Raw genomic sequence first — 22,941 nt, forward strand, 5'->3', positions numbered from 1 at the left:
CATGGCTTGCTTATAAAATGTAGCATCGCTATAGTTTTAGTGATGAAGCTAAATGATTATTTCAACCGGGAGGGGGCGCTCACCGCTGCGGCGCTCGCTCGACGCGTGGGGGTCTCCCCCGCGCTGATCTATCAGTGGCGCACGGGCCGCAGGCCCGTCCCGGTCAAGCATTGCGCTCTGATCGAGCAAGCCACCTGCGGCGTCGTCACCCGGCGCGACCTGCGTCCCGCCGACTGCATCCGAATCTGGCCTGAGCTGGCCGAAGGGACGAAGGCGCAATGAACTACTACCCCCACCACATTGGCGATTTCAACAGCGCGACCCGGCACCTCACGCGTATCGAGCGCAGCGTCTATCGCGACTTGATCGAACTCTATTACGACACGGAGGCCCCGTTGTCCCGGGACGTCGACAGGCTGTGCCGGTTGCTGATTGCGCGGTCCGACGAGGAGCAGGCTGCCGTCGTTCAAGTGCTGAGCGAGTTTTTCACGGATACGGAGCACGGTTGGCGCCACGTGCGTTGCGATGCCGAGATCGCTCGATATCACGGCAACAAGGAAGCGAAGTCCGCGGCGGGTAAAGCCAGCGCCGCGAAACGGGCGCGGCAGGCGCAACGCCGCGATACGGAGCGGAGCCAGGGCGAAGGGGGCGAGGACCCAAGCGTTCAACAGCCGTTGAACACCGGGCCAACTAACCAGGAACCAGAACCAGGAACCAAGAGCCAGGAACAATCCTCCACGACGCGTTGCAAGCGGGCTTCCGGATTCGATGCCTCGTCGATTGCATTGCCGGCCTGGCTGGCGCGTGAAGACTGGGTCATTTGGGTCAAAGACCGCAAAGTGCGCAAAAAGCCCATCACGGAAGAAGGCGCGCGCCGGCAGCTGCAACAGCTGGCGGGCTACCAAGCCGAGGGCTTCACGCCTCGTGCCGTCATCGCCCATAGCATCGCCAGCGGATATCAGGGCTTGTTCCCGCCACGTACCGCCAGGCGGGAAGCGCCGTCCAATCGGGCGCGACAACGGGCGGATTGGTCATCCGAGTTGCGCAGCGTCCTGGCCGAAGGCCGCGCGCGTAGCGAGATCGACATGGGAGTGATCGATGCAAGTCGCTGAAGCTTCAACCGGGCTTGGTGCGTTGGTCGTCAATGAAATGCATCTGCTGTATGGCGCGAAGTTCGTGCAGCAGTGGGAAGGCTTGACGCCGCGTGAGTTGAAGGACTCGTGGAACCAGAAGCTGGCGGGTCTGAGCGAATCGCATGTCAGGCGCGGCCTGACCGCGTGTCTGACCCGCGAGTGGCCGCCAACCCTGCCGGAGTTTTTGAAGTTGTGCTGCCCGTGGTTGACGCCGGAGGTCGCTTATCACGAAGCCGTGCGTGGCGTGTCGGCCCGCCGCCGGGGCGAGATCGGAAACTGGTCGCATCCCGCCGTGTATTGGGCGGCGGTTGGCGTGAGCACCGTGGATTTGCTGAACAGCAATTACGGATCGATCAAAGCGCGCTGGGAAAGGACGCTGGCCGAAGAGTTGAGCAAAGGGGCGTGGCCCGACATTCCCGAGCCGCGCGCGGCGCTGCCTGCGCCTGGCCAGACATTGGCCTCGCGCGCTCAAGCCGAAGCGGCGTTAAAGAAGATGGGGGCGGGAAAGCTGCTGGAGCCGCGCAGCCGGTCGCATCGCGAATGGATCGAGAAATGGGAAGCGCGCATCGCGCTGGGCGGATATCCAACCAAGGCCATCGCCGAGATGTTGACGCATGCCAAGTACAGCGCCAATCCGGAGCGCACATGAGCAACAGAGCGGCGATAGGACGCCGCGCATGTGACGGTAACAACACAACAGGGACGGGGTCAGAAATGGAAGCAGGGTTGCCACGTTGGGTGGAAGACGAGATTCGAAATTGGGCGCGGTCGCAGTGGGAAGGGGATTGGCCTGGGCCTCGTCGTATGGAGCAAGAAGCGCCGGACCTGTGCGTGTTCCCACCGCAGCCTGGCCACGACGATGACGAGGAAACCGTGCAGATTCCGGTGAACCAAGAACGGGCGCGCCGAGTGGACGCGTTGTATGAAGCGCTGCCGCTCGTTGAACGACGGGTAGTGCAAGCGGAATATACGCGGCGCGCCGACTACGGCGACCTGCCCGCGCATTTGCGTCAGGACAAGGCGTGCCGCGTTATCGGCATCACGCTGCCGTACTACAAGGTGGCGCTGGGCAGTTTCAAACAGCAGGTCTGGAGGGCGTTTAAATGAAGTACGCGCACGAGGTCATTGATCTGCTGGCCGCGTATCCGGGACGGGAATTCAGAATGGCGGAGATCCTGCGCCATGTCAGCCGCGGCATTCCTCTGGCGCCTGCGTCGCAAGAGGCCATGCGCCGAGGCGCCCGCCGTGTGCTGGATCATTTGCTGGATGCGGGCCACGTGCAGCGCTGCGGCGGTAATACAAAGTCTGCTACGTACGCGTGGTCGGAATTGGGACACGCACTTCAGAAAAACACGCGCCATTTGGGACCGGATTTGAGACAATAGCCGCGGGGCATTGCGCCCACACGAAATGCAGCCCGCCAACCTCCACGGTTCGCGGGCTTTGTTTTTTCCGATCCATCACCGAGGCCGCCATGACGCCCGAGAACGCAATTCTGACGCTGGTGACGGCCGCCGCGGGCGGTGTTCCCGTCATCCCTTTCGCCCAGGTGGAACCCGGCGCCTTGCCGCCCTACATCGCGATGGCAGTGCGGTGGGTCGAGGCGGGTCCCGCCGAAGAAGGCTTGGTCGACGATAACGGCAACCAGCCCGTTCATGATCACCGCGATGCCACCGTCGAACTGCGCAGTGTCGGCGCGGCCGCTTACGACGTGCTGGACAAGATTGGCTTGACCTTGCGCCACCCCGTCTACGAAGAACGGGCCGAAGCCTTGGCCCTGGCATTGTTCGACGCCGGCCACCTGCAGCTTGTGCCGCGCGAAAGTGCCGGCGCCGCCAGCGAGCGGCTGGGCGTGCGCGAGCTAGGCATCCGCTATGCGCAGACCTATGTCGATTTCGTGGGCGTCATCGAAACGGTGACCGGCACCATCACCACGACTGGAGGGCTTCTGCCTTCCCTGCAAACCCCTTTCTCCGCGGAGATCGTGACGGCGCCGTAGCGTCCCCGGTCTTCCTAACGCTGTGCTGCCGCCTTCGGGCGGCTTTTCTTTTTGGAGCCGCAAATGGCAAAAATCGACCGGATCGTCAATGTGGCGATCTCGCTGAACACCACGGCGGTCAAGGAGCAGAATTTCTCTGACATCCTGATCCTCGGCGCGCACGCGCTGGCCGTCAACCGCATCTTGGTAGTGACCGAGGCGGGCGAGTTGCTCGACATGGGCATTGCGCCGACCGATCCCCTGTACGTCGCGGTACGCGATGCCTTCAAGCAGATCCCGACCGTCGCCCGCGTTTTCGTCGGACGCCGTCAGGTGGATGTCTCGCGCATGACGGTGACGCGCGCTACGGCGTCGGACTACGTGGTCACGCTGTCATGGCGCGACGCGAACGGCGCGGTGCAACGTGCCGACGTGTCTGCCACGGGCGTGGCCAACAGCACGCCGCAGACGATCGCCACCGCTCTGGCCACGGCTATCGGCCAGACCGATGCGCCGGTAACCGCGACGGCCGTCGGTGCTGAAGTGTCGGTCACCGCCAAGCAAGCGGGGCAAGCCGTCGCCATCGCGGTCAAGGGCAACCTGCAGTTGTCGGCGCCCGAGAGCACCGAGACCCCGTCCGCCGCGCTGAACGCCTGCCTGCGTGAGAACGGTGATTGGTATGGCGTGGCCCTGGCCAGTCGCCTTGAAGCCGACGTGTTGGACGCCGCCGAATGGGTCGAATCCAACGAGCGCCTGTTCGGCGTGTCCAGCGACCAGGCCGGCATCATCGATGCCGCCGTCTCCAGCGATATCGCTTCGAAGTGCCAGCAGAAGCAGTACTTCCGCACGCACGTCTGGTACCACGGCCAAGCACGCGGCGAGGCGCTGGAAGCTGCTGTCAGCGCAAACCGGTTCACGTTCTATCCGGGCGGCGAGACTTGGGCGAACACGCGGCTTGCGGGCGTCACCTACGACAACCTGAGCGAATCTCAGGCCCTGGCCGCTCACGCGAAAAACGCGAACACGTTCGAGCAGATGCGCAACTTCGCGGTCACCCAGAACGGCAAGGTTGCCGCGGGCGAATGGATCGATGTGATTCGCGGCCGCGATTGGTTGGCCGAGCAGGTAAAGATCAATGTGGCTTCGCAGCTGATCAACGCGAACGGCAAAGTGCCCTACACCGACGTGGGTATCCAGATCCTGGTCAACGGCATTCGTCGGGCGCTGCTGCTGGGCCAAAACCGTGGGCTGGTGGCGCCGGACGAGATCGATGACGCGGGCCGCAAGATTCCCGGCTTCGTGATCAACGTGCCGCGTGCCGCGAGCGTTTCCTCGAACGACAAGGCCAACCGCATCCTGCGCGATCTGACGTTCAGTGCTCGCCTGGCAGGCGCCATCCATGTTGCCGAAATCAAAGGCAATCTCACCTATCAACAACTGTAATCGGGGCTTATCCATGTCTGTCAAAACCTATGCACCCAATCAGGTAAAGATCGTGATGGGCGCCTTGCCCATCTCCGGCCTGGCCGAAGACACCTTTGTCACAGTGGCTGAAATCGGCGAAGGTATCGCCTCCGTCGTCGGCGTCGACGGCGAGGTGGCGCGATCGATGTCGCGCGATTCACGCCTGCGCATCACGTTGACGCTGATGCAAACCAGCGCCAGCAACGCTGCGCTGACCGCGCTGCACCAAGCCGACCGCGCCACCGACGGCAACGGCGCCGTGCCGATTTCCGTGACGGACTTGCGCGGCACGTCGCTGCACGCTTCGGACTCGGCGTGGATCGTCAAGACGCCGGATGCTGGCTACGGCGCCAAGGTCGGCACCCGCGAATGGTCGATCGAAACCGGTCCTGCCATCAACGTCATCGGGGGCAACACTTGATGAGCGCCGTCAAGGAAGTGGTCATTGGCGCCACGGTCTTCCGGATCTCCCGGTTTGATCCGTTCCGCCAACTGAAGCTGCTGGGTGACCTGCAAAAGGAGGTGCTGCCGGCGGCGGGGTCGATGTTGACCGCCGTGTTCGGCGGCGATGGCGTCGCACAGGAGCGGGACGAAAAGGCGATGCTGCATGCGTTTCGCGAACTGTCGGCCAAGCTGGGGGGCGACGCCCTGGCCAACTGGGCTGAACGTCTGATCGACGCGGAACTCGTCAGCTTCGAGCTGGCCGGCCGTGAACCGCAGAAACTGACGCCGGCGCATCGCGGCCTGGCGTTCGCCGACTATGCGGAAATCCTGGAGCTTTTGTTCCACATTCTCGAGCACAACTTCGCCGGCCCTTTGGTGCGCTGGGCCGGCCGCTTTGGTCCGGCCCGCGCGAAGCTGGCGAGCCTGTCGGGCGGTTTGACGCAGGCTTCGAACGAGAGTTGATCATCTGGCGGCCCGTCCTGGCCCGCCACGTCAGTCTGGACGCCGTAAAACGCGGCGATGTCGATCTTCTGGACATCCTGAAGCTGAATGCGCTGATGGATGCCCAGGAGGCGGCAAAGACTGCGGCAGAACGAAAGGCGAGGTAACGATGACCGTTGTACGAGAACTGGTGACGCTGTTGCGGTATCAGGCGGACGATTCCGGGCTGAAGCCATACTGGCAGGCGTTCGAAGGCATGCTGGCCGCCATGACGCGTGCCAGTGTTCGGGCCAGTGCGGCCATGCGCGGGGCATTTTCGGGCGTGCTTGCGCACGTGCCCAACGTGCCAGAAGCCGTGAATGACCTGGCGCCGCTGCCACGCCAGGGGATGCCGGCGGCGCGACAGCGGGCCCCGTTGCTGGGCGGTCTGCGTGGGGTCGTCCAGCTGTCGCTTGGCGATGCGCCGATCAAACGGATCTTGAGCGACATCGACGCTTGGGCGCAGACGCAACTGCGGTTGCGGCAAGTGGCGGGAGGCGACGCGCAGTACGCGCAAGCCGACCGTAAGATCGCGCAGGTTTCCCGGTCAAGCCGGACGCCGTATGCACAGAATGTCGACACGTATGCCCGCACGCAGCAGGTGCTGGAAGATCAGGGAAGGTCCACGCAACATGCGGCCAGCGTCACCGAGGCCCTGGCATTGAGCATGACCCTATCAGGCACCCCGGCGCAGGATCACGGCGGCGTCGTTGCCTCGCTGCTGAAGATGATCGAGCAGAACAGGCTTGGTCTGGACGAATACAACACCTTGCCTCGGCGCATGCAGGATGCCCTGGCCGCCGGGTTGGGTGTCAATCGCAGTGAGCTGCGCGAGCAAGTGCAGGGCGGCCATGTCACGGCTGACCGCGCATTGCCCGCGCTGCAATCGCAGTTGCCCAGGATGCGCGCGGAAGCCGAGAGTGCGCCGGCATCGATCACGGGAGCGATGACGGTTTTCAACGACGCGATGCAGCGCTATTTTGGCGAGACGCTACCCGGCGGACGCATTGCACTGCAGGCGGTGACGGGGGCTATCCAGTATCTGGCGGACAACATTGGCACTGTGGTCAAGCTGCTTGCGTTGGCGGGAGCGAGCATCGGCCTGGTGACCATGGGGAATTGGCTCCGGCAAGCCACGATTCTCTCGGGCGGGCTGATCCAGTCGTTGCTTGCGGCCACGCGGGCGGCGTTGGGGCTTGACACCGCCATGTCACTGCGCCGCGGCCCTGCGGGGGCGATGCAGATGTTGTCGTTATGGACGCGGTCGTTGGCGCCGATGCTGCGCATGGCCGCGGTGTTGACCACGATTTATCTGATTGGCGAGGACATCGCCAATTGGCTCGATGGCGGTGATTCGGTGTTGGGAGGCTGGATCGGGGGCGTGGAGCAGTGGCAGAAAGAGTTTGAGGCCGTGTCAACGGCGGTTGCCTATGTGAAGGGCTTGCTGGTCGGCGCGGGTCGGACGTTGGGGCCATGGATCACGCAGTTCGGAACCATCGCGGTAATGGCGTTCGGTTTGTGGCAGATCCTTTCTCCGGTCGGCAAGGTGATCCTATCGGTGGCGACAACGGCGGTGCCGATGTTGGCGAACGCGTTGATGTATGTGGCGCAGAAAGTGATTCCCATGCTGTGGAACGCGTTCGCCATGACGCCCATTGGCCGGCTGATTTCGGCGATCACCCTGCTTGCGCTGGCCTTGTGGCAGATCTGGGAAAACTGGGATGTGATCAAGGCGTACATGTCAGCGACCTGGGACGAGCTGATGGCGAAGGCGAACGATTCGTTCCTGGCGCCGGTGATGGAATACATCGCGGCTATCTGGGCGTTCTGGGAGGGGCTTGTCAAAGGCGTCGTCGCAGCCTTCACCGGTGATTGGGATGGCGCAATTGCGCACTGGCAGGGCGCATTCGAAGGCCTCTGGAGGTTTTTTTCCGGGATGGGTGGCCGGATGGTCGCCACGGTCAAAGAGATCGGCAACGCGATCGAGACCTGGGTGCTGGGCAAGCTCAAGGTCGCGAAAAGCTGGTTCCAGGACTTGTTGCCGGATTGGATGAAGTCCGACGAGAACGCGTCTGTGATGGACACGCCGGCCGGCCGGGGGGACATGCCTCCGGCGTGGTCCGGCGTAATAGGCGGTCTGCCGATACCGTCAGTTTCGGCCGCCAGCGTGATCGGCGCCGGCCCGAATGCCGGACGTGCGTCGTTCATGTATCAAAACCGCAATGACATCGTCGTCAACGTGACGGGCGCAGACCCCCAGGTGGCTCGCGGTGCGGTGCTGCAGGGTGTGTACGAAGGTTCGCAACGCGGCACCGACGTCTTCGTTCAGAAATTTGACGCGATGCCGACCGTCGAGGCCAACAGCTAGGAGCAACGATGAATTTTGTTTCCATGATCTTTGGGTGGAACGGCGGCAGCAGTATCGGCACGGTGGCGCTTGATGCGCTGTTGAGCGAGAAAACGACGCTTAACAGTCGGGCAACCTCATACGCGGTGGAAGACGGCCCGCCGGTGACGGACCACGTGGTGCAGGAGTCGGAACAGCTGACCTTGGACGGATGGGTGACGGCGGCCGACATCATGTTGCTGGGCGGCATAAGGCCGCGTGACGGCGGTTTGGGTGGGGCGCTGTCCGGCGCCGGTCGCTCGAAACTGATCAGCGCCAAGGACGCGTTGCGCAAGATCCACGCCGACCGCCTGCCCGTCACCATCGCGACCGGCTTGGACGTCTATGTGGACTTTGTGATGGAAAGCTGCTCGATCGGGCGCAGCAATGGCGGTGGCGACCGGTTCGAGATTTCCGCAGGCTTCAAGCGGATCCGGAAAGTGACGCTTCGCCAGGCGGACATTCCTCCGGAAAAGACCTCCGGTAACGTCACCGGCAAAGCCGGAGCAACCCGGTCGAACGCCGGAAAGACGAATGGCCTGGCCGTCGATCCCAAGCGGCGCGGTGACGTCATGAACTCACCAGGAGTCGTCATATGGTCCAAATCCCTATTCCGGATGCCAACGACAGCCTGACCGAGGTCGAGCTGGATGGTGCAACCTATTTCTTGCGCCTGTCCTGGAACAGCGAAGCTGAGTTCTGGGCATTGTCGATAGAGAACGCCTACAACGAACTGATCGTGGCAGGCATCGCTGTCGTGCCGGGTTCGCCGTTGCTGGCGGCATACCGGCATCTGACGGTGCCTGCCGGCGAATTGGTCGCGCTGGCGCCGGACCGCCGCGACGTGATCAGTCGCGGTGCGCTGCCGTCGGGCGAAGTCGCCTTGATCTACGTTGACGCGCAGGAGGTGGCCGATGGCCAGGTTTGACCGGGTCTATCGACTGCTGATTGGCAAGGGCGGCGGCCAGGGTCTGGAGATCGTTCCGCCCCTGCGCATCACGTTCGACATTGCCAAGCAGGCCAATGAAGAGCCGAACGACATCAAGATCACCCTCTACAACTTGGCGGCAGATACCCGCCGCGCGCTGGAAGAGCCCGGCTTGCGCTGTGTCCTGTATGCGGGCTACGCCGAAGAGGGTGGCCCTTTGCTGATGGCGTCGGGCAGCGTCGTGTTCGCCTACACCCGGTTCGAACAGCCGGACGTGGTGACCGAACTGACCGTCAAGGACGGCTATGCCGAAGTGCGCGATACGGCGGTGTCCATTGGCCTGGGGCCCGGTGCGCAGGCCAGTGCCATCATCCGCGACATTGCGCGTCAGATGGGCCTGCCGCTCGTGATGGCCGAAGACGTACCCGACCGGCGCTGGGAGCAGGGATTCTCCTTTTACGGCGCGGCTCGCACGGCGCTGCATAAGGTGACGCAGGGAACCGGCCTGGAGTGGTCGATCCAGAACCAACAGTTGCAAGTCGTTCAACGGCTAGGTACCACGCGCCGGCAGGCGGTCGTGCTGGCCGTGGACACCGGCCTGTTGGGCCGTCCGGAGCGTACGCGCGAAGCGGCTACCGAGAAGGCGAAATCGAAGGGGCAGGCCCAAGGCGCCGTTGGGGGGCCGGACCCAGGCGTGGCGCCCGGCGCCCAGCCGGCCAGCGGCCGCCAGCAGCGCGATGGGTGGAAAGTGAAGTCGCTGTTGCTGCCGACGATCAGTCCTGGGGATCTGGTCAAGCTTGAGAGCCGGACGGTCGATGTGTTTCAACGTGTCGAGACCGTGAGCCATAAGGGGGATAGCGAGGGCGGCGATTGGCAGACGGAATTGGGCCTGGTCGATCGCAGTGCGCCGCCCAAGAAGAAGGAACCGAAATGAGCAATGCAGTCACCCTGATTCGCGACATCATCGCGACGGAATTGGCGGATGTATACACCACGCTTCCCGGCGAAGTCGTGGCTTATGACGGCACATTCGTGACGGCAAGGCCGGCGCTTGCCAAGCGTTTGGCAAACGGCGATGTCTTGCCGGCGCCAAAAGTGGTGCGTGTGCCGATGTGTTGGCCGGTTGGCGACGTGAACGGTGCGCAAGCGCTGATCTCGGTGCCCTTGAAGGCCGGCGATGCGATCAAGCTGTCGTTTTCCGCCCGCGCTTTGGAGAACTGGCTGGCGGGCGACAACGGCCCGCCGGACGACCCCAGGCAGTTCGATCTGTCTGACGCCTTCGCTTCGCCGTTGTTGCGGCCTGGCACGATGACCGCCGATACGCAGAATGTCAGCATCCAGTACGGCCCGGGAATGCTGAAGCTATCGCCTGCCGGCGACCTGACGTTTCAAGTCAAGACATGGACTGTGCAAGCGGAACAGACGACGTTCAACACGCCGGTGTTGATCAATGGGCCGCTTACGTATACGCAAGGGATGGCCGGCGAAGGCGGCGAAGGCGGCGCGTCGATGCGGATCCGGGGCGGCGTGGCCTATCAGGGCGGCGCCATCACTCACAACGGCAAGGACATTGGTGATACCCATCGCCACGCCTATGCCGGCGGCATCACGGAGAACCCTGTCTGATGACTTTGGACCTTGCATTATCCGCCGACCACGATCTGGATGTGGACCTGCTTGGGCGTGTCGCGTTTGTGGACGGTGCGGACCGCGTCGCGCAACAGATCAAGACCACGTTGCTGGCGTTCCTGGGCGAGTGGTTCCTGGATACCACATTTGGCGTTCCGTACTTTGAGGAGGTGCTGGTGAAGGCGCCCGATCGGGCCGGCATCGAAGCCGTCTTCCGTGCCCGGATCCGTGCGGTACCCGGTGTTACCGGCGTGCGCAGGCTGGATCTTCAGGTCGAGCGCCAGCTACGCGTGCTGCGCGTCGCGTATGACGTCGACACGGCGGCGGGACGACTCGAACGGGTCGTCGAGTTGCGCAAGTCTTAACCCCTATTTTTCTTGAGGTAGCTATGGCCTACGGTGTCACACCGGACGGGTTCGTGCGCCCGCGCCTGCCCGAAATCCGACAGGAGATCGTGGCGGACCTGCGTGCCCGCATGCAATCCGCCGGTTTCAACGGCGCGGTGGAAACCCGCCCGGACAGCATTACCGGTCTGCTGATCGATACCTTCGCGGAGCGCGAGGCGACGTTGTGGGAGCAGGCGGAGGGCGTCTATTACGCGATGTATCCGGGGTCCGCGACGGGTGTATCGCTGGATCGTTCCGTATCGTTTACCGGTGTCTCGCGTTACCGCGACGAACCGTCGCGGGCCTATGTGGTGCTGTATGGTGCCGACGGCGTCACGGTGCCAGCAGGCGCCCAAGTTCGGCACCGCGTCAGCCAGAACCTGTGGATCATGGAAGGCGCCACGCAGATCCTGGCCGGCGCCGCGGCCGACATCATCCTGCAACCTGCCGCTGCGCCGCAGACGGCGTATCGCGTGTCGATCGATGGCGTCGCCTATGCCTACACGAGCGGCGCGACGGCGAACCTGCCACAGGTACTGGCGGGTTTGGTGACGGCATTGACGCCCAGCGGGTTGGCGGTGTCGAGCGATGGCGCATCCGTGCGGATTCACACGGATGGCCGCAGGGCAGCGGCCTTCACGTGGTCCGTCAGTCTGTCGTTGGTCCGTCTGGGTTCGCCCGGCCTGGCCGTGACGTCGGGCGCGTCGGCGGAAGGCGCGGCGGTGGGGGACCTGGATGGTATCGTCACCCAGGTCGACGGATGGGATGCCGTCGGCAACTTGCAGGCCGGTGTGGCGGGACGCCTTGCGGAGAGCGCGGCGGAATTGCGTGCGCGATATCAGACTGGCCTGTTCCGATTGGGCGCCGCGACGCTACCCAGCGTCGCGCCCAACGTGCGCGACCGAGTGGCCGGCGTGCGGAACGTCAAGGTTTTCATGAACAGCGCCGACGTACCGGATGCGCTGGGCCGTCCGCCCCATAGCGTGCATGTGGTCGCTGATGGCGGTCTGGATGACGAGGTGGCCGACGCCATCTTTCGCGTGATGGCGGCCGGCATCGACACGCATGGGCAGCGGCAGGTGACGCTCAAGGACGCGGATGGCGCGGACCAGCTGATTCGCTTTGACCGGCCGGAACGGGTCTACCTGTGGATGCGCTGCGCCACCACGCTCTTGCCGCCATCTGAGCAGGCATTTCCGCCGGACGGGTTTCAGCGGATCGCCGAGAACCTGGCGTCGGTGGGTGAGGCGTCCGGCATTGGCGAGGACGTCATCCTGCAGCGGCTCTATGGCGCAATCTTCCGCACGCCGGGGCTGGCCTCGGTGGACCTGAAAATGGCGTTCTCGACCAATCCGTCGTTCGTGCCAACCCCCGCCGATTATCGCGCCGCCAACGTGGCGATCCAGGACTTCCAGGTCGCGGCCTTCGATCTGTCTCGCATCGAGGTGACCTGATGGATCTGAAGCAAGAACATGGGCAAATCGCCTGGGGGCACTGGCTGGGGCAGTTCCAGGGGAAGCGGCGTCTTGAGGCGCTGGTCAAGGCGCTGTTGAAACCGGCAGAGGGCCTTCAGGGCGCGCTGCGTGCGCTGTATGAAGACCGCTGGCTGGATACGGCCGTTGGCAAGCAGCTGGACGGCATCGGCGAGATCGTTGGTTTGCCCCGGGTGATCGACGAGGCGCTCTACATCCGCTTCTTCGGCTTTCTGGGGCAACCCAATGCCGGCGGCTTCGGAGACGCCCGCTTCCGGCGAGCCAATGAACGGCCGGTAGCCGGTTCGACGACGCTGTTCGATGCCGAGTACCGCAAGCTTCTGTACTGGAAGATCGCCCTGAACAACGGGCATGGCACGACGCCGGAGATCGCGAGTTCGCTCAAGCCGATTTTCGACGTCAACCGCGTCATCGTGCAGAACGCCGGCAACGCGAAGATCCGGATCTGGGTCAGCCGGATTCCTGGCCCCAACGACCCGCTCATGGCGAACCCCTACAAGTGGGTCCCGCAAGCCGCCGGCGTCGGCGTGCAACTCATTACCGGCTCGACCGAGAAACCGTTCGGTTTCCGTGGGCAAGGTTTCTTTGGCTTTGGCGTCGGCGTGCTGGCGCGAGGTATCTACTGATGGCAGACCCTACTTTCTTCGACCTCTTCAAATCGACTTGGGCGCAAAACGGCCTGACCGAAGGCATTACCGACCTGCAATACAAGACGGGTTGGTCGTTCATCGGATCCGTGCCGCCTTCCGTCGAGCAGTTCAACAAGGTCCAGCAGACGACCGATGAACGCCTGGCGTGGCTGTACAAGCAGCTGGATGGATTGGCCGCGGTGACTGGCCGGCCGCTCACGGCGACGGGCGTTGATGCGCTGAGCTATGCGCAACAGAACCTGAACGCCACGAACTTGAAAACCGGCACGGTCCCGGTGGCACGTTTGTCGGGTACGGCCTCGACGCTGACGGCGGGCGCGGCGCAAAAGCTGGCGACTGCTCGAACCATCGCCACCACGGGCGACGCAATCAGCTCCGGATCGTTTGACGGCTCCGCCAACCTGTCGTTGGGCCTGACGCTCAGTCCAAGCGGCGTTACGGCGGGCAGTTACGGCAATGCGAACGCCGTGCCGACCTTCACGGTGGATGCGAAAGGGCGCGTGTCGGCAGCTGGTGAGGTCGCCTTGGGCAACGCATCGACCGCGACGAAACTGGCCGCTGCACGCACCTTCTCGGTCACGGGCGGCGCGACGGCGGGCGGGGTGGGTTTCGACGGATCGGGCAATGTGGCGCTTAATGTGACGGCGCTGGACGTGTCAAAGGCGAATGCTGGCACCTTGCCTGTGTCGCGCGGCGGCACGGGCGTGGCGACGGTGGCGGCCGGGACGTATCTGACGGGGGCTGGCGCGGGTGCGGTGGTGTCGCGCACGCCGGCGCAAGTGCTGGAAGATATCCAGGCGTTGCCGAAGGTGGGCGGTGATGTCAGCGGGCCGGTGCTGCTGGGGGCCGGGGCGACGATCGGTGCGCAGTATGGCGTGAATACTGCGGCGGGACGCACGGCGCATGTGCTGTTGCCCGATGGAGGTGGGTATTCCTCCAACACCGGGACGATCACTGGCGCGATGAAGATCACGTTGCCGGCGGCCGCGATCGGGGCGAACACGATGCTGCGCCTCCGCGTAGACATATTCGAGTATCTGGACGGCGTGCCACCTGTATCCATTTTGATTCACGGGTACGTGCAGACGACGAAGGCGTGGACGCGATGCGGAGTGACGGTGCTGGCGGGGAGTGCGGTTTCCGACCTTCCTGTCCGATTCGGCGCGGATGTGGCGGGAAATCTGTGCATCTGGCTGGGCGATACGACCAAGTCATGGTCGTACCCGAGCGTGACCGTGGCCGAGGTCCTGGCCAAGTACAACACATCGGGTGCTACGGTCGCGGCGTGGGGAGTCGGCTGGAAAGTGGAGCCGGTCACGGCCTTGGAGACCGTGTTGCAAACCTTGGCGGGAGAAAACCTGGCGTTCGCGCGCGCGGACATCGCCCGCGTGAGCGGTTTGCAGGATGCCTTGGACTTGAAAGCCAATACTGCTGTCACCATGGTGGCCGGCAATGGTTTGAGCGGCGGCGGCACACTGAGCGCGAATCGCACGTTCGCACTGGGCACGCCCGGCAAGTTGACAGCGGTGTCCACCAATGCGGTGACGACGGCCAGCCATACGCACGAGTTGGATACGCAGACGGGGAAAATGGACGCCACCGCCGGCCGGATCCTGCTTGTCGGTGCGTTTGGTATTGGTGCTGAAAATCCGCTTGATACGAACGACCTCAACACGATCACGATTCCCGGGAAATATGGCCAGTCCGCCAATCCGAACGCCACGTTTGCGCGGAACTATCCGATTGCGAACGCCGGTACGTTGGATGTGAGCATGGCCGGTACCTACATCGTCACGCAGACATACACGGCGTTCTCGCCTCTCCGCGTATTCGTGCGGGCGCGAACGAGTCCCACGGTATGGAGCGCGTGGACTGAGTTGGCGTCGGTCGACCAAGCAGCCAGTGCGGCGCCTGCCGGATTGACGGGCTTTTTCGCGCAGTCTTCCGCTCCGGTTGGATGGTTGAAGGCAAACGGAACCGCGGCGTCTGTTGCGGCATATCCCGACCTTGTCAACGCGATATACAGGGGCGATGCATCAAATGCGACCGCCCCTTTCGGGTACCGGTGCACCAACGCAGCCAACCCGTCCGGCACGAGAAACGTGGCGGGTTCGTTCATCGTGTTGCCCGATTTGCGCGGCGAGTTTGTCCGTGGCTGGGATGACGCACGGGGAATCGACCCGACCCGTTCATACGGAACCGCGCAGCAGGACGTGTTTCGGGAGCATATTCATTCCTATGGCGTCTATACGGGCGGAGACGGAGGAGGCAGAGTGATCGCGGGGGGCTACGAAAATGGCAACAATCACTCCGACGTGGTGATCGGCGGAGTGGGTTCGGCCATGAACTCCCTGGGCCAGTTCATCGGCGGATCCGAGACCCGGCCCCGCAACGTGGCATTGCTTGCGTGCATCAAGTACTGATAGGAGTTTAAGAAATGATCACTGGACATATCGCTAACGAAAGCACTTCGCGAAGCATCCCCTGCGTGGTGTCGCAGCTGGATGTTGACGGCTATTTCCTGGCGGCCGCCATCGCAGATCCGTCACCCCAGGAACCGGGGGTATTCCTGATCCCCGGCGGCGCGGTGGTCGCCGCGCCTCCGGAGCAGATCGAACCTGGTAAGGCGTATCGCTTGGGTGACAACGGATGGGACGTTTTTGACGACCATCGGCAACAGCCCCTCTACCGGACAACGGACGGTGCACGGTACGTGCCTGGCCTGTCGGGGGTGGACGGCGCTGCCGCCTACGTGGGTGTAGGGCCGCTTCCCGGTTGGCTGACTCTGCTGCCGAGACCGGATGCGTGGAGCGTCTGGTCGGGTGATCAATGGGGGCGCGACGAAGATGCCTGGCTTGCCGCGCAACGTGCGGCCTTTCCGTCGCAGAAACACGAACGCCTGACCCAAGCGACATCGCGGATTGCGATATTGCAGGATGCCGTGGACCTGGGCATGGCAACAGCGGCCGAGGAAACGTCGCTTCGTGAATGGCGCGCCTATCGCGTCGCGGTCTCGCGGCTGGAAACAGGCAGCGGCCAAATCCCCGATTGGCCTCCGGAGCCGGCCAACGTCAACCCGCCCGCCTGACGCGGGTTTTTTTTCGTCCCTACAGGAGGCCATCCTGCATACGCTTCTCAGGAGCAACCCCACTATGGAACCCGGTTCTACAGGCCTAGGAGGCCTGGCCGCCTTGAAGGTCGCAATGGCGTACGGCATTCCCGCAGCGATTGCCGCCATGCTCGGCCTCTTGATCATGCCCCCGCGCACCGTCAGGGAGTTCACCGTGCGCACGGTGTCCACCGTTGCGTGTTCCTTCCTGTTTGGGCCGGCCCTGGCCGGCGCCGTCATTGCGTGGAAGCCCGCCTTGATGGAAGCCATGACCTGGCTGGCGCACCACGGCGCCGGCAGCGATGATGCCTTGCTTGCAAAGTTTTACGTGCTTGGCCCCAGCATGCTGCTAGCGGGGCTGCCTGCTTGGTGGGTGCTGGGCGCTTACATGCGCTGGATGGCCAGCATGCGGCAGAAGGGCCTGCTGGCGTGGTTGGCGGAAGTGCGCGCCAACGTCTTGGGCGCGCGGCGGGATGGGGGAGGCGGGCATGGATCTTGACGTGATCACGCGGACCGTCATCAACCCGGCGCTCGCGCTGCTGTCCGCGGGGATGGACTCGCCTGAGGCTCGGGTCATGCTGCTGGCAATCGGCTTGCAGGAAAGCCGATTTCTGCATCGCCGTCAGATCGGCGGCCCGGCGCGCGGACTCTGGCAGTTCGAGCAGGGCGGTGGCGTGCGCGGCGTGTTGGCGCATCCGGCCAGCCGGGATGCGGCACAACGGATCTGTGCGGCCTGCCGTGTTGCGCCAGCCGCGGCGTCTGTCTATCCGGTATTAGAGACTGACGACGTGCTCGCCTGCGCCTTCGCGCGCCTGCTGCTCTGGACGGATGCCAAGCGGCTGCCTTCGGTCGATGATTCGTCGGGCGCTTGGTCGCTTTATTTGCGGACCTGGCGGCCGGGTAAACCGCATCCACAGACATGGCCTGCGCTGCACGCCCAGGCTACCGCAGCGGCGGGAGGGCGGCGTGCTCGCGTGGCTTAAGCGCTTCAAATCAGGGGCGATTGCCATCTGTGGGGCGATTACCTTGCTGACCGTGGCGTATGTGAGGGGCCGTGGCGCAGGACGCAACGCCGAACGTAAAGAACGTGAGGGTCGGATTCATGGGCAAGCTGATCGTGCCCGCCAGGAGGTGAGGCATGTGCAGGACGACACGGCGCGCATGGATGACGGGGCTATTGCTGATGAGCTCAAGCATGACTGGATGCGTGGCCCCGGCGCGCGTGGGCGTTGAGTACTGCGAGCATGCAAGGCCAGTCTATTTCGGCAGTTCGGCGCAAGTAGATGCCACGCCTGCCGAGATCCGACGACAGATTCGGGACGGGAATGCCACCTGGCGGGCCCTATGCGGGAGGAAGTAATACATGGTCTAGTTGATAATGTGGATTATGGCTCTATGGTTATGGGCCAAGAGCGCGCACGATACCGCTTTCGAACCTACCTTCAGGACCCATCATGACTTCCCGCCTTGACTACGCCAATGCCTCCCCCGACGGTTACAAGGCCTTTGGCGCCGTTTATGCCTACCTGCAGAAATGCGGTTTGCCGAAAGTGTTGGTCGACCTTGTCTATTTGCGGGTGTCCCAGATCAACGGCTGCGCCTATTGCATCGATATGCACTCCCGCGATTTGATCAAGTCGGGGTTGTCCATCGATAAGCTGGTGCTGGTGCCGGTCTGGCACGAGGCCGGTGCCGTGTTCAGCGACCGCGAACGCGCGGCGCTGGCCTGGGCGGAAACCGTTACCCGCGTGTCTGATACCGGCGTTCCCGACGCAGACTATGCCGCAGCGGCGGCCGAATTCAGCGCCAAGGAGCTTGCGGACCTGACTTACGCGATCGGGCTGATGAACGCATTCAACCGCTTGGGCGTTTCTTTCCGCGCCACGCCGGCCGCCGTCGCCGCCGCGAAAAAGGCGTAACGCCCCAGGCAAGGTAAAAAGCGGGCCGGATGGAGTCCGGTCCGCGATATTCCGGTACGGGACATCAGGAGGCTGCTTGCGCAAATCCGGGATCACGTCGCTGCGCCCGGAATCAGTCCAGGTCCACCATGCGCGGCGTCGTCCGGGCGTCGTCCGTTGCGCCAGCACATAGCGCGCTGGCCTCCACTACGGCGATCCTGCCGTCCACCGTGCCCGCCAGCAGCGTGCCGCCGGCCGCGTCCATGGCCAGGATCAGGGTTGGAAAACCGTCCAGGCGCACCTTGGCGTCGAGCCGCAGCGCGCCCGTCTGCGCGTCGATCAGTTGCAGGCCGCCGTCCAGGAAAGCGGCTGCGATCAGGCCGGCTTCGGGCAGGGCTACGATGGCGCTGGCCGAGGCGCGGGTGGGCAGGCGCCACGCCTCGCGGTCCCTGTCCAGCGGTTTGCGGTAGAGAAAGCCCGTGTAGGCGTTGTCGACGGTGGGCGAGTAATGCTTGCCGCAGATGATCACTCCCGCGCCCAGCGCGTCGTCGACGTAGCAGCCGCAAAGCTCCATGGCGTGACTGGCGGGTGTCCTGTCTGCCTTAAGCAAGGGCCAGAGCCGGCGTACCGTCCCGTCTGGCTGGACGATGCACAGGAACTTGTGTTCGTGCGAACTGGCGGGCGTGCCTTGCAGCAGGAACAGCCAGGGTGCGCCGCGTATGCCGATGTAGTGGTTGAAGCAGTCGAAATGTCCAAGGTCCAGACGCCGTTCCTCACCGGATGCCAGGTGCAGCAGCACATCCCGCGCGGGTGTGCCCGCAAGATGAAAGCGGTTCTGGCGACCCAGCAGGGCGCCCTGCGGCGTGGCCGAAAACGTGAACTCGCCTTCATAGGCACGCGTCAGGCGCAACCCGTCATCCGTCAAAGTGTATAGCCGCGAGTCCTGCCGGCCGTAGGCGGCAGGATGATCCGTCGTCTCCACGACATGGACGTGCAGGCCCGCGCCGCGGAGAATTTCCGCGCCGTGCCCGGGACCACCGTAGGCCGCGATGCGCTCGCCATTGCGGTGGTAGATCTCAAGCCGGCAGCCCTCGTGCGCAATGGCGAAGCGATCGTTGTCCAGCCAGGCGACGTCTTTGATGGCGCCGCGCCCTGTCCAGTGGTGGATGCCGAACCAGTCCTTGAGGCGTGCTTCAGGCGTGTGCAAGTCGGCCGGCGGCGCCTCGTGGGGCGCGATGTGCGTGGGATCCAGTTCCAGGTCAGCCGGACGGAACGCGGCGCTTGACGTGCCGGATGTGTTTGCCCGCAGCACGTACAAGGTGTCGAACGCCGCGTCGGGGTCATCGGTCGGCAGGCCCCACTCCTCGTCCCACGGGCGTACCCAGGCTTCGATCTGGTCTCCCGACGCGTTGTAGCGGCACCGCACGACTTCGGGCACGTTGTTGAACAGGCGCGTGCCCTGCGGCTTTTGCCAATCCCAGACGACGAGGTCGCCTTCGAACAGAAAGCCGCCGTCATAACTGCCGGCGCCGATGGCCAGCGACGTGCCAGCGGGGGAGAAGGCGACGTCGTTGACGGGAAACCGCAGATCGTCGAAGACGGCGAAGGGGACCCACGCGTCACGGCGATAGAGCGCGACGCGATAACGCAGCGTCCGGCCCCCGTAGGCGGCGCGGGCGCGCGGGTTGGCCAGCAACGGGAACGCCGAGGCGACCGCCGCCACGTCTTGTTCCGAGTTGAAGAACACGCCGGTGATTGTTCCGCTGCCGCGCAGCGTTGGTTCCATAAGGGTGGTCATCGCAAGCGCTTACCGGGTGTCGATTCCCGGCACGCCTTGCCGGATGTCGCGCGAAAATGTCGCGGGGGTTGGGCTGGCGCGGGCGCGGTCCGTGTAGCGGCCCAGCCTCCGGTACTGTCCGATGTCGCCGGCGCCTTGCAGCACATGCAGATCGTAGAGGTACTCCGGCAGATAACCCGACACCAACTGCCGGAAGTCCAGCGGCAGGCCCGGCACGATGCGCCGCGCCATCTGGAACACAATGGTCGTGCAATTGGCTGTCAGCGTGTGATAGAAGCGCGGCGTATGCCGTAGGCGGTTGGCGCTGTCCACGTAAGCCAGGAACAGCGAACGCGCGGCGTCCAAGGGCATGTGGATGCGGTACAGGTAGCCGTCTTCGCCGCGCACGTTGGTGCGCACGCGCAGGCTGTCTTCTTCGGTGGACGCGATGACGCTCAGTTCATATTGCTTGAAGAAGCCGCCGATCTCTGAAAAGCGGTCGCCTTGCTTGCGTCGTATCTCTACCGAGAACACGACGTAGCGATCGTCGCCGAAGCCGAACGACACCAAGGCATGGGCGATGGCGGGACGATTCCAATAGGACAACGCCACATCCACGGATTGCAGCTCGTCCAGCGCGTAGCGCCGGGTTTCCCAATGTGGCGTGAAGTCGGTGCGGGTGCGCCAGTCGAAGTTGCGCACGTTGTGCAGCGTGACCTGGCTGCCGTCGACCTCGCCATGCGTCTGCCGTGCGACCTCGGGTATCCAGTCGCGGTCGTTTGAAGGCCGCAGGGTGAACCACCAGCCCAGCAGCGCGATGACGGCCACGGCAAATGCATACCAGGCGGGCTGCCAGGCCGGCCAGGCCAGCGCCGCGCCGGCGGCAAGCGAGGACGCCAGCCAAGCGAGTGTCAGCGCACCCCGCAGGCCGGGCGAAAAAGGCGCGCGCATCCACAGCGCCAACGCGCCCCATGCGGCGGTCAGCGCGATGACGATGCCAATCAGGAGGGACGCTGCCATGGAGATCAAGGGCGCTCCGGATGGGGTCAGCGGTCGGCGACCGTTGCCAGCAAATCTGATTCGTACATGGCCGCTGGTGAAATGATCGGCTCATCCCAGGGGATGTCGCGGCCGTACCGTTCCCGCATCTTGGCCTGTACGGCGGGCGAGCTCAGGTCGAAGCGCTTGAGCGGCGCAAGCGCGCCGATCTCGACGCCCAGCGTGCGCTGGTAGATCTTCCAGACAAGTTCCGAACAGTAGATCTTGTCGTCCGACCAGGCGAACACCAGGTCATAGGGCTTGCCCGCATAAGCCGCCCCCGCCGCCGCCAGCTGTTCGCGCACGGCGGGCGTCAGCCGCGAGGCATCGCGCAAGCGCTTGACGACGTAATGGCCGCGTTCGCCCTGCGCCGCCCATTGGTCAAGCGGCGTATAGCTGACGCGGGCCGCGGCCTCCAGCACGTAGGGGCGGCCTTGACGCGTCACGATCATGCCCATGTGGCTGTAGGGAGAGTGCGTAGCTTGCTGGATGGCCAGGCTTTGCGCCGACCGGGACTGCTGGAACACCAGGTCGCCGGTCTGCAATTCGGGCGCGGCCGCGGCGGTCAGCGATAGCGAGGACAGCGCGGCCAGGACGGCGGCGCGTGACCAGGCCGGCAGGGTCATGAACGCACCCGGCTGGCGGCCGGCGGTTCTTTTTTGCCGCGCGGTTTAGGCGCGGGCTTTTTCGTTTCGGCGGGAGCATCGAACTCCTGCTTGTTGCGCTCACCACGTGGGGTGTTTTCCGGATGGGGTTTGGGAAAAGCCCAGGGCTTCGTTTTCTGATCCATTGCATGTACTCCTTGCACAGGCGGAACAGTAGCATTAGCCGTGGCCGTGAGTAAGTGAGGGTTGACGTCAATATTCATCACATCGTGATTTTTAGGGAAAAATTTCGGGGATTGGACCGCCCGGGCGGCAGGAATGTTCCCCGCTTGCGGCCACTGCCCGACCGGTCCCGGCAGAGCGGGCGGCCGTGTGATGCGGCGGCGCATGTTATCGCGGAACGGCGGATCGGCGCCGCGAGCGTTTCCTTTCAGGGTTTTGCCGTTTGCCAATTGCGGTCGAACTGCAGGCGCACCTGCCGCACCCAATCATCGATCGCCGCCCGCACATCGTCCGGCGTGGGCTTCTGGTCGGGGGGGAGATTGCTGCCGGTGACGGTGCCCAGCGACGCGATCAGCAGTTCGTTCGTGTTGGCGTCGCGCACCGCGGCTTCAATGAGCAGGCGCGCCGATTGATCCCGGTAGCCCGCGGCCTTGGCGGTCTGGCCGATTACGTAGCCGATCGGAATGTACTCCATCGCGCGGGGATCTCGGTCGTTCTTGAACGTGCCCGTGATCGCCGCCCTGATGCGCAGCGCGTGCGGCGCGGGCGCCGACAGCAATTGATAGCCTGCTTGCGAAAATTCCCGGCGCACGGCTTCGTTCATGTAGGCCAGCACGCGCTCGCGCAAGGCCGCGTTGTCCTTGAAGTCCAGGTCGTCCGGGCGGTCGCCCGGAATGTAGGCCACCGGATCCATGACGAGCTTCTTCTCGTACACGCTACCGATCGGCGGACCCGGGCGTGTCCATAGGCGCCCGGCGCTCCACGCCGGGTCAGCCTGAAGCTGCATCTGGTCTTCGCCCAGCGAGGTGGAGTAGTCCTGCGCGCGGGGCAGGTTGGTGCAGCCTGCCAGGGCGATGACGGCACAGCCGGCGGCCAAGGCCAATCGGGAGATCATGGGTGTTCCTTTCCAGGCAATGCCGGCATCCACGCCGGCGCATTCGTGATTATCTGCCTGTTCCTGATGGTCAGCGTGGGATTCGGCGGGAGCGCGGGCGGCCGGGGTTGGGTAAACCCTCTCGGGAAACGGAGCTCATCCTTTTTTTCCACGGCGCGGGCGTTCGCGTGGACGCCGCCAGGACTACGATGGGAGGCGTGCACATAGGGAGGAAACTATGGACACCGCTAAGGAATGGTATGCCGCAGTCAAGGAATGGCAGCGCGCCCGCGACGAGCTCACCGCAGCGATCGCCGCGATCAAATGGCCCAATCCCACGCAGGGGTGCCTGGCGAGCTACGACCGTGCGTACGCGCTCGAAACCGAGGCCCGCGACCGCATGAACCAGGCATACGAGCGCGTCCGACGATAGGCCGCAAGCCGTCC

29 protein-coding genes are annotated in these 22,941 nt (G+C 64.2%); 24 read left to right on the plus strand and 5 right to left on the minus strand.

Annotation, left to right across the window (positions count from 1 at the left end):
* Positions 1-42: 42 nt before the first annotated feature.
* The 23 genes from HG262_RS17630 to HG262_RS17740 all read left to right on the plus strand — a co-directional run bounded on the left by HG262_RS17630 (position 43) and on the right by HG262_RS17740 (position 17,999).
* Positions 43-282, plus strand: coding sequence for a YdaS family helix-turn-helix protein (locus HG262_RS17630; protein WP_169272243.1), 240 nt, complete (start codon positions 43-45; stop codon positions 280-282).
* Positions 279-1,112 (plus strand): YdaU family protein, encoded by an 834-nt coding sequence (locus HG262_RS17635; protein ID WP_169272244.1) that lies wholly within the window; start codon positions 279-281, stop codon positions 1,110-1,112. The genes HG262_RS17630 and HG262_RS17635 overlap by 4 nt, the downstream gene beginning before the upstream one ends.
* Positions 1,099-1,782 carry a hypothetical protein gene (locus HG262_RS17640; protein WP_169272245.1) on the plus strand — a complete coding sequence of 228 codons (684 nt, stop codon included), beginning with the start codon at positions 1,099-1,101 and terminating at the stop codon, positions 1,780-1,782. Before HG262_RS17635 ends, HG262_RS17640 begins: the two co-directional genes overlap by 14 nt.
* A 155-nt stretch (positions 1,783-1,937) precedes the next feature.
* Entirely contained in the window at positions 1,938-2,240 is a 303-nt protein-coding gene (locus HG262_RS17645) for a hypothetical protein (RefSeq protein ID WP_248293393.1), read from the plus strand.
* Entirely contained in the window at positions 2,237-2,518 is a 282-nt protein-coding gene (locus HG262_RS17650) for a hypothetical protein (protein WP_088589204.1), read from the plus strand. Before HG262_RS17645 ends, HG262_RS17650 begins: the two co-directional genes overlap by 4 nt.
* Positions 2,519-2,607: 89 nt before the next feature.
* The gene (locus HG262_RS17655) at positions 2,608-3,132 is read left to right on the plus strand and encodes a hypothetical protein (RefSeq protein WP_169272247.1); all 525 of its coding nucleotides are present in this window, start codon (positions 2,608-2,610) and stop codon (positions 3,130-3,132) included.
* A 63-nt stretch (positions 3,133-3,195) separates the two neighbouring features.
* Entirely contained in the window at positions 3,196-4,554 is a 1,359-nt protein-coding gene (locus tag HG262_RS17660) for a DUF3383 family protein (protein ID WP_169272248.1), read from the plus strand.
* Between the two features lie 13 nt (positions 4,555-4,567).
* Positions 4,568-4,996, plus strand: a complete 429-nt coding sequence (locus HG262_RS17665; RefSeq protein WP_169272249.1) for a phage protein — start codon at positions 4,568-4,570, stop codon at positions 4,994-4,996.
* Positions 4,996-5,481: a phage tail assembly chaperone gene (locus HG262_RS17670; RefSeq protein WP_169272250.1), complete on the plus strand. Its 486-nt coding sequence runs from the start codon at positions 4,996-4,998 to the stop codon at positions 5,479-5,481. The genes HG262_RS17665 and HG262_RS17670 overlap by 1 nt, the downstream gene beginning before the upstream one ends.
* Complete coding sequence (locus tag HG262_RS17675) at positions 5,478-5,627, plus strand: hypothetical protein (protein WP_169272251.1); 150 nt, start codon at positions 5,478-5,480, stop codon at positions 5,625-5,627. The genes HG262_RS17670 and HG262_RS17675 overlap by 4 nt, the downstream gene beginning before the upstream one ends.
* Positions 5,628-5,629: 2 nt before the next feature.
* On the plus strand, positions 5,630-7,867 hold the full coding sequence (locus HG262_RS17680; RefSeq protein WP_169272252.1) for a tape measure protein: 2,238 nt from the start codon (positions 5,630-5,632) through the stop codon (positions 7,865-7,867).
* 8 nt (positions 7,868-7,875) lie between these two features.
* Positions 7,876-8,520, plus strand: a complete 645-nt coding sequence (locus HG262_RS17685) for a phage baseplate protein (RefSeq protein ID WP_248293394.1) — start codon at positions 7,876-7,878, stop codon at positions 8,518-8,520.
* Positions 8,481-8,813 (plus strand): hypothetical protein, encoded by a 333-nt coding sequence (locus HG262_RS17690; protein WP_169272253.1) that lies wholly within the window; start codon positions 8,481-8,483, stop codon positions 8,811-8,813. Before HG262_RS17685 ends, HG262_RS17690 begins: the two co-directional genes overlap by 40 nt.
* Positions 8,800-9,747, plus strand: a complete 948-nt coding sequence (locus HG262_RS17695) for a hypothetical protein (protein ID WP_169272254.1) — start codon at positions 8,800-8,802, stop codon at positions 9,745-9,747. The genes HG262_RS17690 and HG262_RS17695 overlap by 14 nt, the downstream gene beginning before the upstream one ends.
* A complete protein-coding gene (locus HG262_RS17700; protein ID WP_169272255.1) occupies positions 9,744-10,439 on the plus strand; it encodes a Gp138 family membrane-puncturing spike protein in 696 nt (231 codons plus the stop codon). The genes HG262_RS17695 and HG262_RS17700 overlap by 4 nt, the downstream gene beginning before the upstream one ends.
* Positions 10,439-10,807 carry a hypothetical protein gene (locus HG262_RS17705; RefSeq protein WP_169272256.1) on the plus strand — a complete coding sequence of 123 codons (369 nt, stop codon included), beginning with the start codon at positions 10,439-10,441 and terminating at the stop codon, positions 10,805-10,807. Before HG262_RS17700 ends, HG262_RS17705 begins: the two co-directional genes overlap by 1 nt.
* A 23-nt stretch (positions 10,808-10,830) precedes the next feature.
* Positions 10,831-12,282, plus strand: a complete 1,452-nt coding sequence (locus HG262_RS17710) for a hypothetical protein (RefSeq protein WP_169272257.1) — start codon at positions 10,831-10,833, stop codon at positions 12,280-12,282.
* Positions 12,282-12,947 (plus strand): DUF2612 domain-containing protein, encoded by a 666-nt coding sequence (locus HG262_RS17715; protein ID WP_169272258.1) that lies wholly within the window; start codon positions 12,282-12,284, stop codon positions 12,945-12,947. The genes HG262_RS17710 and HG262_RS17715 overlap by 1 nt, the downstream gene beginning before the upstream one ends.
* A complete protein-coding gene (locus HG262_RS30855; protein ID WP_211187461.1) occupies positions 12,947-15,394 on the plus strand; it encodes a tail fiber protein in 2,448 nt (815 codons plus the stop codon). Before HG262_RS17715 ends, HG262_RS30855 begins: the two co-directional genes overlap by 1 nt.
* 14 nt (positions 15,395-15,408) lie before the next feature.
* On the plus strand, positions 15,409-16,059 hold the full coding sequence (locus tag HG262_RS17725; RefSeq protein WP_169272259.1) for a tail fiber assembly protein: 651 nt from the start codon (positions 15,409-15,411) through the stop codon (positions 16,057-16,059).
* 64 nt (positions 16,060-16,123) lie between these two features.
* Positions 16,124-16,579: a hypothetical protein gene (locus HG262_RS17730; RefSeq protein ID WP_169272260.1), complete on the plus strand. Its 456-nt coding sequence runs from the start codon at positions 16,124-16,126 to the stop codon at positions 16,577-16,579.
* Positions 16,569-17,063 carry a hypothetical protein gene (locus tag HG262_RS17735; RefSeq protein WP_169272261.1) on the plus strand — a complete coding sequence of 165 codons (495 nt, stop codon included), beginning with the start codon at positions 16,569-16,571 and terminating at the stop codon, positions 17,061-17,063. The genes HG262_RS17730 and HG262_RS17735 overlap by 11 nt, the downstream gene beginning before the upstream one ends.
* Before the next feature lie 471 nt (positions 17,064-17,534).
* A complete protein-coding gene (locus HG262_RS17740; protein ID WP_169272262.1) occupies positions 17,535-17,999 on the plus strand; it encodes a carboxymuconolactone decarboxylase family protein in 465 nt (154 codons plus the stop codon).
* Positions 18,000-18,111: 112 nt separating this feature from the next.
* Here the strand turns inward: HG262_RS17740 and HG262_RS17745 are convergent, their stop codons facing one another.
* From HG262_RS17745 to HG262_RS17765, 5 genes are all read right to left on the minus strand, one after another.
* A complete protein-coding gene (locus tag HG262_RS17745) occupies positions 18,112-19,776 on the minus strand; it encodes a hypothetical protein (protein WP_169272263.1) in 1,665 nt (554 codons plus the stop codon).
* Positions 19,777-19,785: 9 nt separating this feature from the next.
* Positions 19,786-20,775: a DUF4105 domain-containing protein gene (locus HG262_RS17750; protein WP_169272264.1), complete on the minus strand. Its 990-nt coding sequence runs from the start codon at positions 20,773-20,775 to the stop codon at positions 19,786-19,788.
* 26 nt (positions 20,776-20,801) lie between these two features.
* The gene (locus HG262_RS17755) at positions 20,802-21,419 is read right to left on the minus strand and encodes a YiiX family permuted papain-like enzyme (protein ID WP_169272265.1); all 618 of its coding nucleotides are present in this window, start codon (positions 21,417-21,419) and stop codon (positions 20,802-20,804) included.
* Positions 21,416-21,583, minus strand: a complete 168-nt coding sequence (locus tag HG262_RS17760; protein WP_169272266.1) for a hypothetical protein — start codon at positions 21,581-21,583, stop codon at positions 21,416-21,418. The genes HG262_RS17755 and HG262_RS17760 overlap by 4 nt, the downstream gene beginning before the upstream one ends.
* Before the next feature lie 245 nt (positions 21,584-21,828).
* Positions 21,829-22,515, minus strand: a complete 687-nt coding sequence (locus HG262_RS17765; protein ID WP_169272267.1) for a DUF3313 domain-containing protein — start codon at positions 22,513-22,515, stop codon at positions 21,829-21,831.
* Between the two features lie 217 nt (positions 22,516-22,732).
* Here HG262_RS17765 and HG262_RS17770 point away from each other — a divergent pair, with 217 nt between their 5' ends.
* Positions 22,733-22,927, plus strand: a complete 195-nt coding sequence (locus HG262_RS17770) for a hypothetical protein (protein WP_169272268.1) — start codon at positions 22,733-22,735, stop codon at positions 22,925-22,927.
* The last annotated feature ends 14 nt before the right edge of the window (positions 22,928-22,941 follow it).

The organism is Achromobacter sp. Bel, assembly GCF_012928505.1.
Taxonomy (GTDB): domain Bacteria; phylum Pseudomonadota; class Gammaproteobacteria; order Burkholderiales; family Burkholderiaceae_B; genus Achromobacter.

Coding starts and splice junctions, on each gene's coding strand:
- HG262_RS17630 (WP_169272243.1), top strand. CDS start 43: ATGAAGCTAAATGATTATTTCAACCGGGAGGGGGCGCTCACCGCTGCG.
- HG262_RS17635 (WP_169272244.1), top strand. CDS start 279: ATGAACTACTACCCCCACCACATTGGCGATTTCAACAGCGCGACCCGG.
- HG262_RS17640 (WP_169272245.1), top strand. CDS start 1,099: ATGCAAGTCGCTGAAGCTTCAACCGGGCTTGGTGCGTTGGTCGTCAAT.
- HG262_RS17645 (WP_248293393.1), top strand. CDS start 1,938: ATGGAGCAAGAAGCGCCGGACCTGTGCGTGTTCCCACCGCAGCCTGGC.
- HG262_RS17650 (WP_088589204.1), top strand. CDS start 2,237: ATGAAGTACGCGCACGAGGTCATTGATCTGCTGGCCGCGTATCCGGGA.
- HG262_RS17655 (WP_169272247.1), top strand. CDS start 2,608: ATGACGCCCGAGAACGCAATTCTGACGCTGGTGACGGCCGCCGCGGGC.
- HG262_RS17660 (WP_169272248.1), top strand. CDS start 3,196: ATGGCAAAAATCGACCGGATCGTCAATGTGGCGATCTCGCTGAACACC.
- HG262_RS17665 (WP_169272249.1), top strand. CDS start 4,568: ATGTCTGTCAAAACCTATGCACCCAATCAGGTAAAGATCGTGATGGGC.
- HG262_RS17670 (WP_169272250.1), top strand. CDS start 4,996: ATGAGCGCCGTCAAGGAAGTGGTCATTGGCGCCACGGTCTTCCGGATC.
- HG262_RS17680 (WP_169272252.1), top strand. CDS start 5,630: ATGACCGTTGTACGAGAACTGGTGACGCTGTTGCGGTATCAGGCGGAC.
- HG262_RS17685 (WP_248293394.1), top strand. CDS start 7,876: ATGAATTTTGTTTCCATGATCTTTGGGTGGAACGGCGGCAGCAGTATC.
- HG262_RS17690 (WP_169272253.1), top strand. CDS start 8,481: ATGGTCCAAATCCCTATTCCGGATGCCAACGACAGCCTGACCGAGGTC.
- HG262_RS17695 (WP_169272254.1), top strand. CDS start 8,800: ATGGCCAGGTTTGACCGGGTCTATCGACTGCTGATTGGCAAGGGCGGC.
- HG262_RS17700 (WP_169272255.1), top strand. CDS start 9,744: ATGAGCAATGCAGTCACCCTGATTCGCGACATCATCGCGACGGAATTG.
- HG262_RS17705 (WP_169272256.1), top strand. CDS start 10,439: ATGACTTTGGACCTTGCATTATCCGCCGACCACGATCTGGATGTGGAC.
- HG262_RS17710 (WP_169272257.1), top strand. CDS start 10,831: ATGGCCTACGGTGTCACACCGGACGGGTTCGTGCGCCCGCGCCTGCCC.
- HG262_RS17715 (WP_169272258.1), top strand. CDS start 12,282: ATGGATCTGAAGCAAGAACATGGGCAAATCGCCTGGGGGCACTGGCTG.
- HG262_RS30855 (WP_211187461.1), top strand. CDS start 12,947: ATGGCAGACCCTACTTTCTTCGACCTCTTCAAATCGACTTGGGCGCAA.
- HG262_RS17725 (WP_169272259.1), top strand. CDS start 15,409: ATGATCACTGGACATATCGCTAACGAAAGCACTTCGCGAAGCATCCCC.
- HG262_RS17730 (WP_169272260.1), top strand. CDS start 16,124: ATGGAACCCGGTTCTACAGGCCTAGGAGGCCTGGCCGCCTTGAAGGTC.
- HG262_RS17735 (WP_169272261.1), top strand. CDS start 16,569: ATGGATCTTGACGTGATCACGCGGACCGTCATCAACCCGGCGCTCGCG.
- HG262_RS17740 (WP_169272262.1), top strand. CDS start 17,535: ATGACTTCCCGCCTTGACTACGCCAATGCCTCCCCCGACGGTTACAAG.
- HG262_RS17745 (WP_169272263.1), bottom strand. CDS start 19,776: ATGACCACCCTTATGGAACCAACGCTGCGCGGCAGCGGAACAATCACC.
- HG262_RS17750 (WP_169272264.1), bottom strand. CDS start 20,775: ATGGCAGCGTCCCTCCTGATTGGCATCGTCATCGCGCTGACCGCCGCA.
- HG262_RS17755 (WP_169272265.1), bottom strand. CDS start 21,419: ATGACCCTGCCGGCCTGGTCACGCGCCGCCGTCCTGGCCGCGCTGTCC.
- HG262_RS17760 (WP_169272266.1), bottom strand. CDS start 21,583: ATGGATCAGAAAACGAAGCCCTGGGCTTTTCCCAAACCCCATCCGGAA.
- HG262_RS17765 (WP_169272267.1), bottom strand. CDS start 22,515: ATGATCTCCCGATTGGCCTTGGCCGCCGGCTGTGCCGTCATCGCCCTG.
- HG262_RS17770 (WP_169272268.1), top strand. CDS start 22,733: ATGGACACCGCTAAGGAATGGTATGCCGCAGTCAAGGAATGGCAGCGC.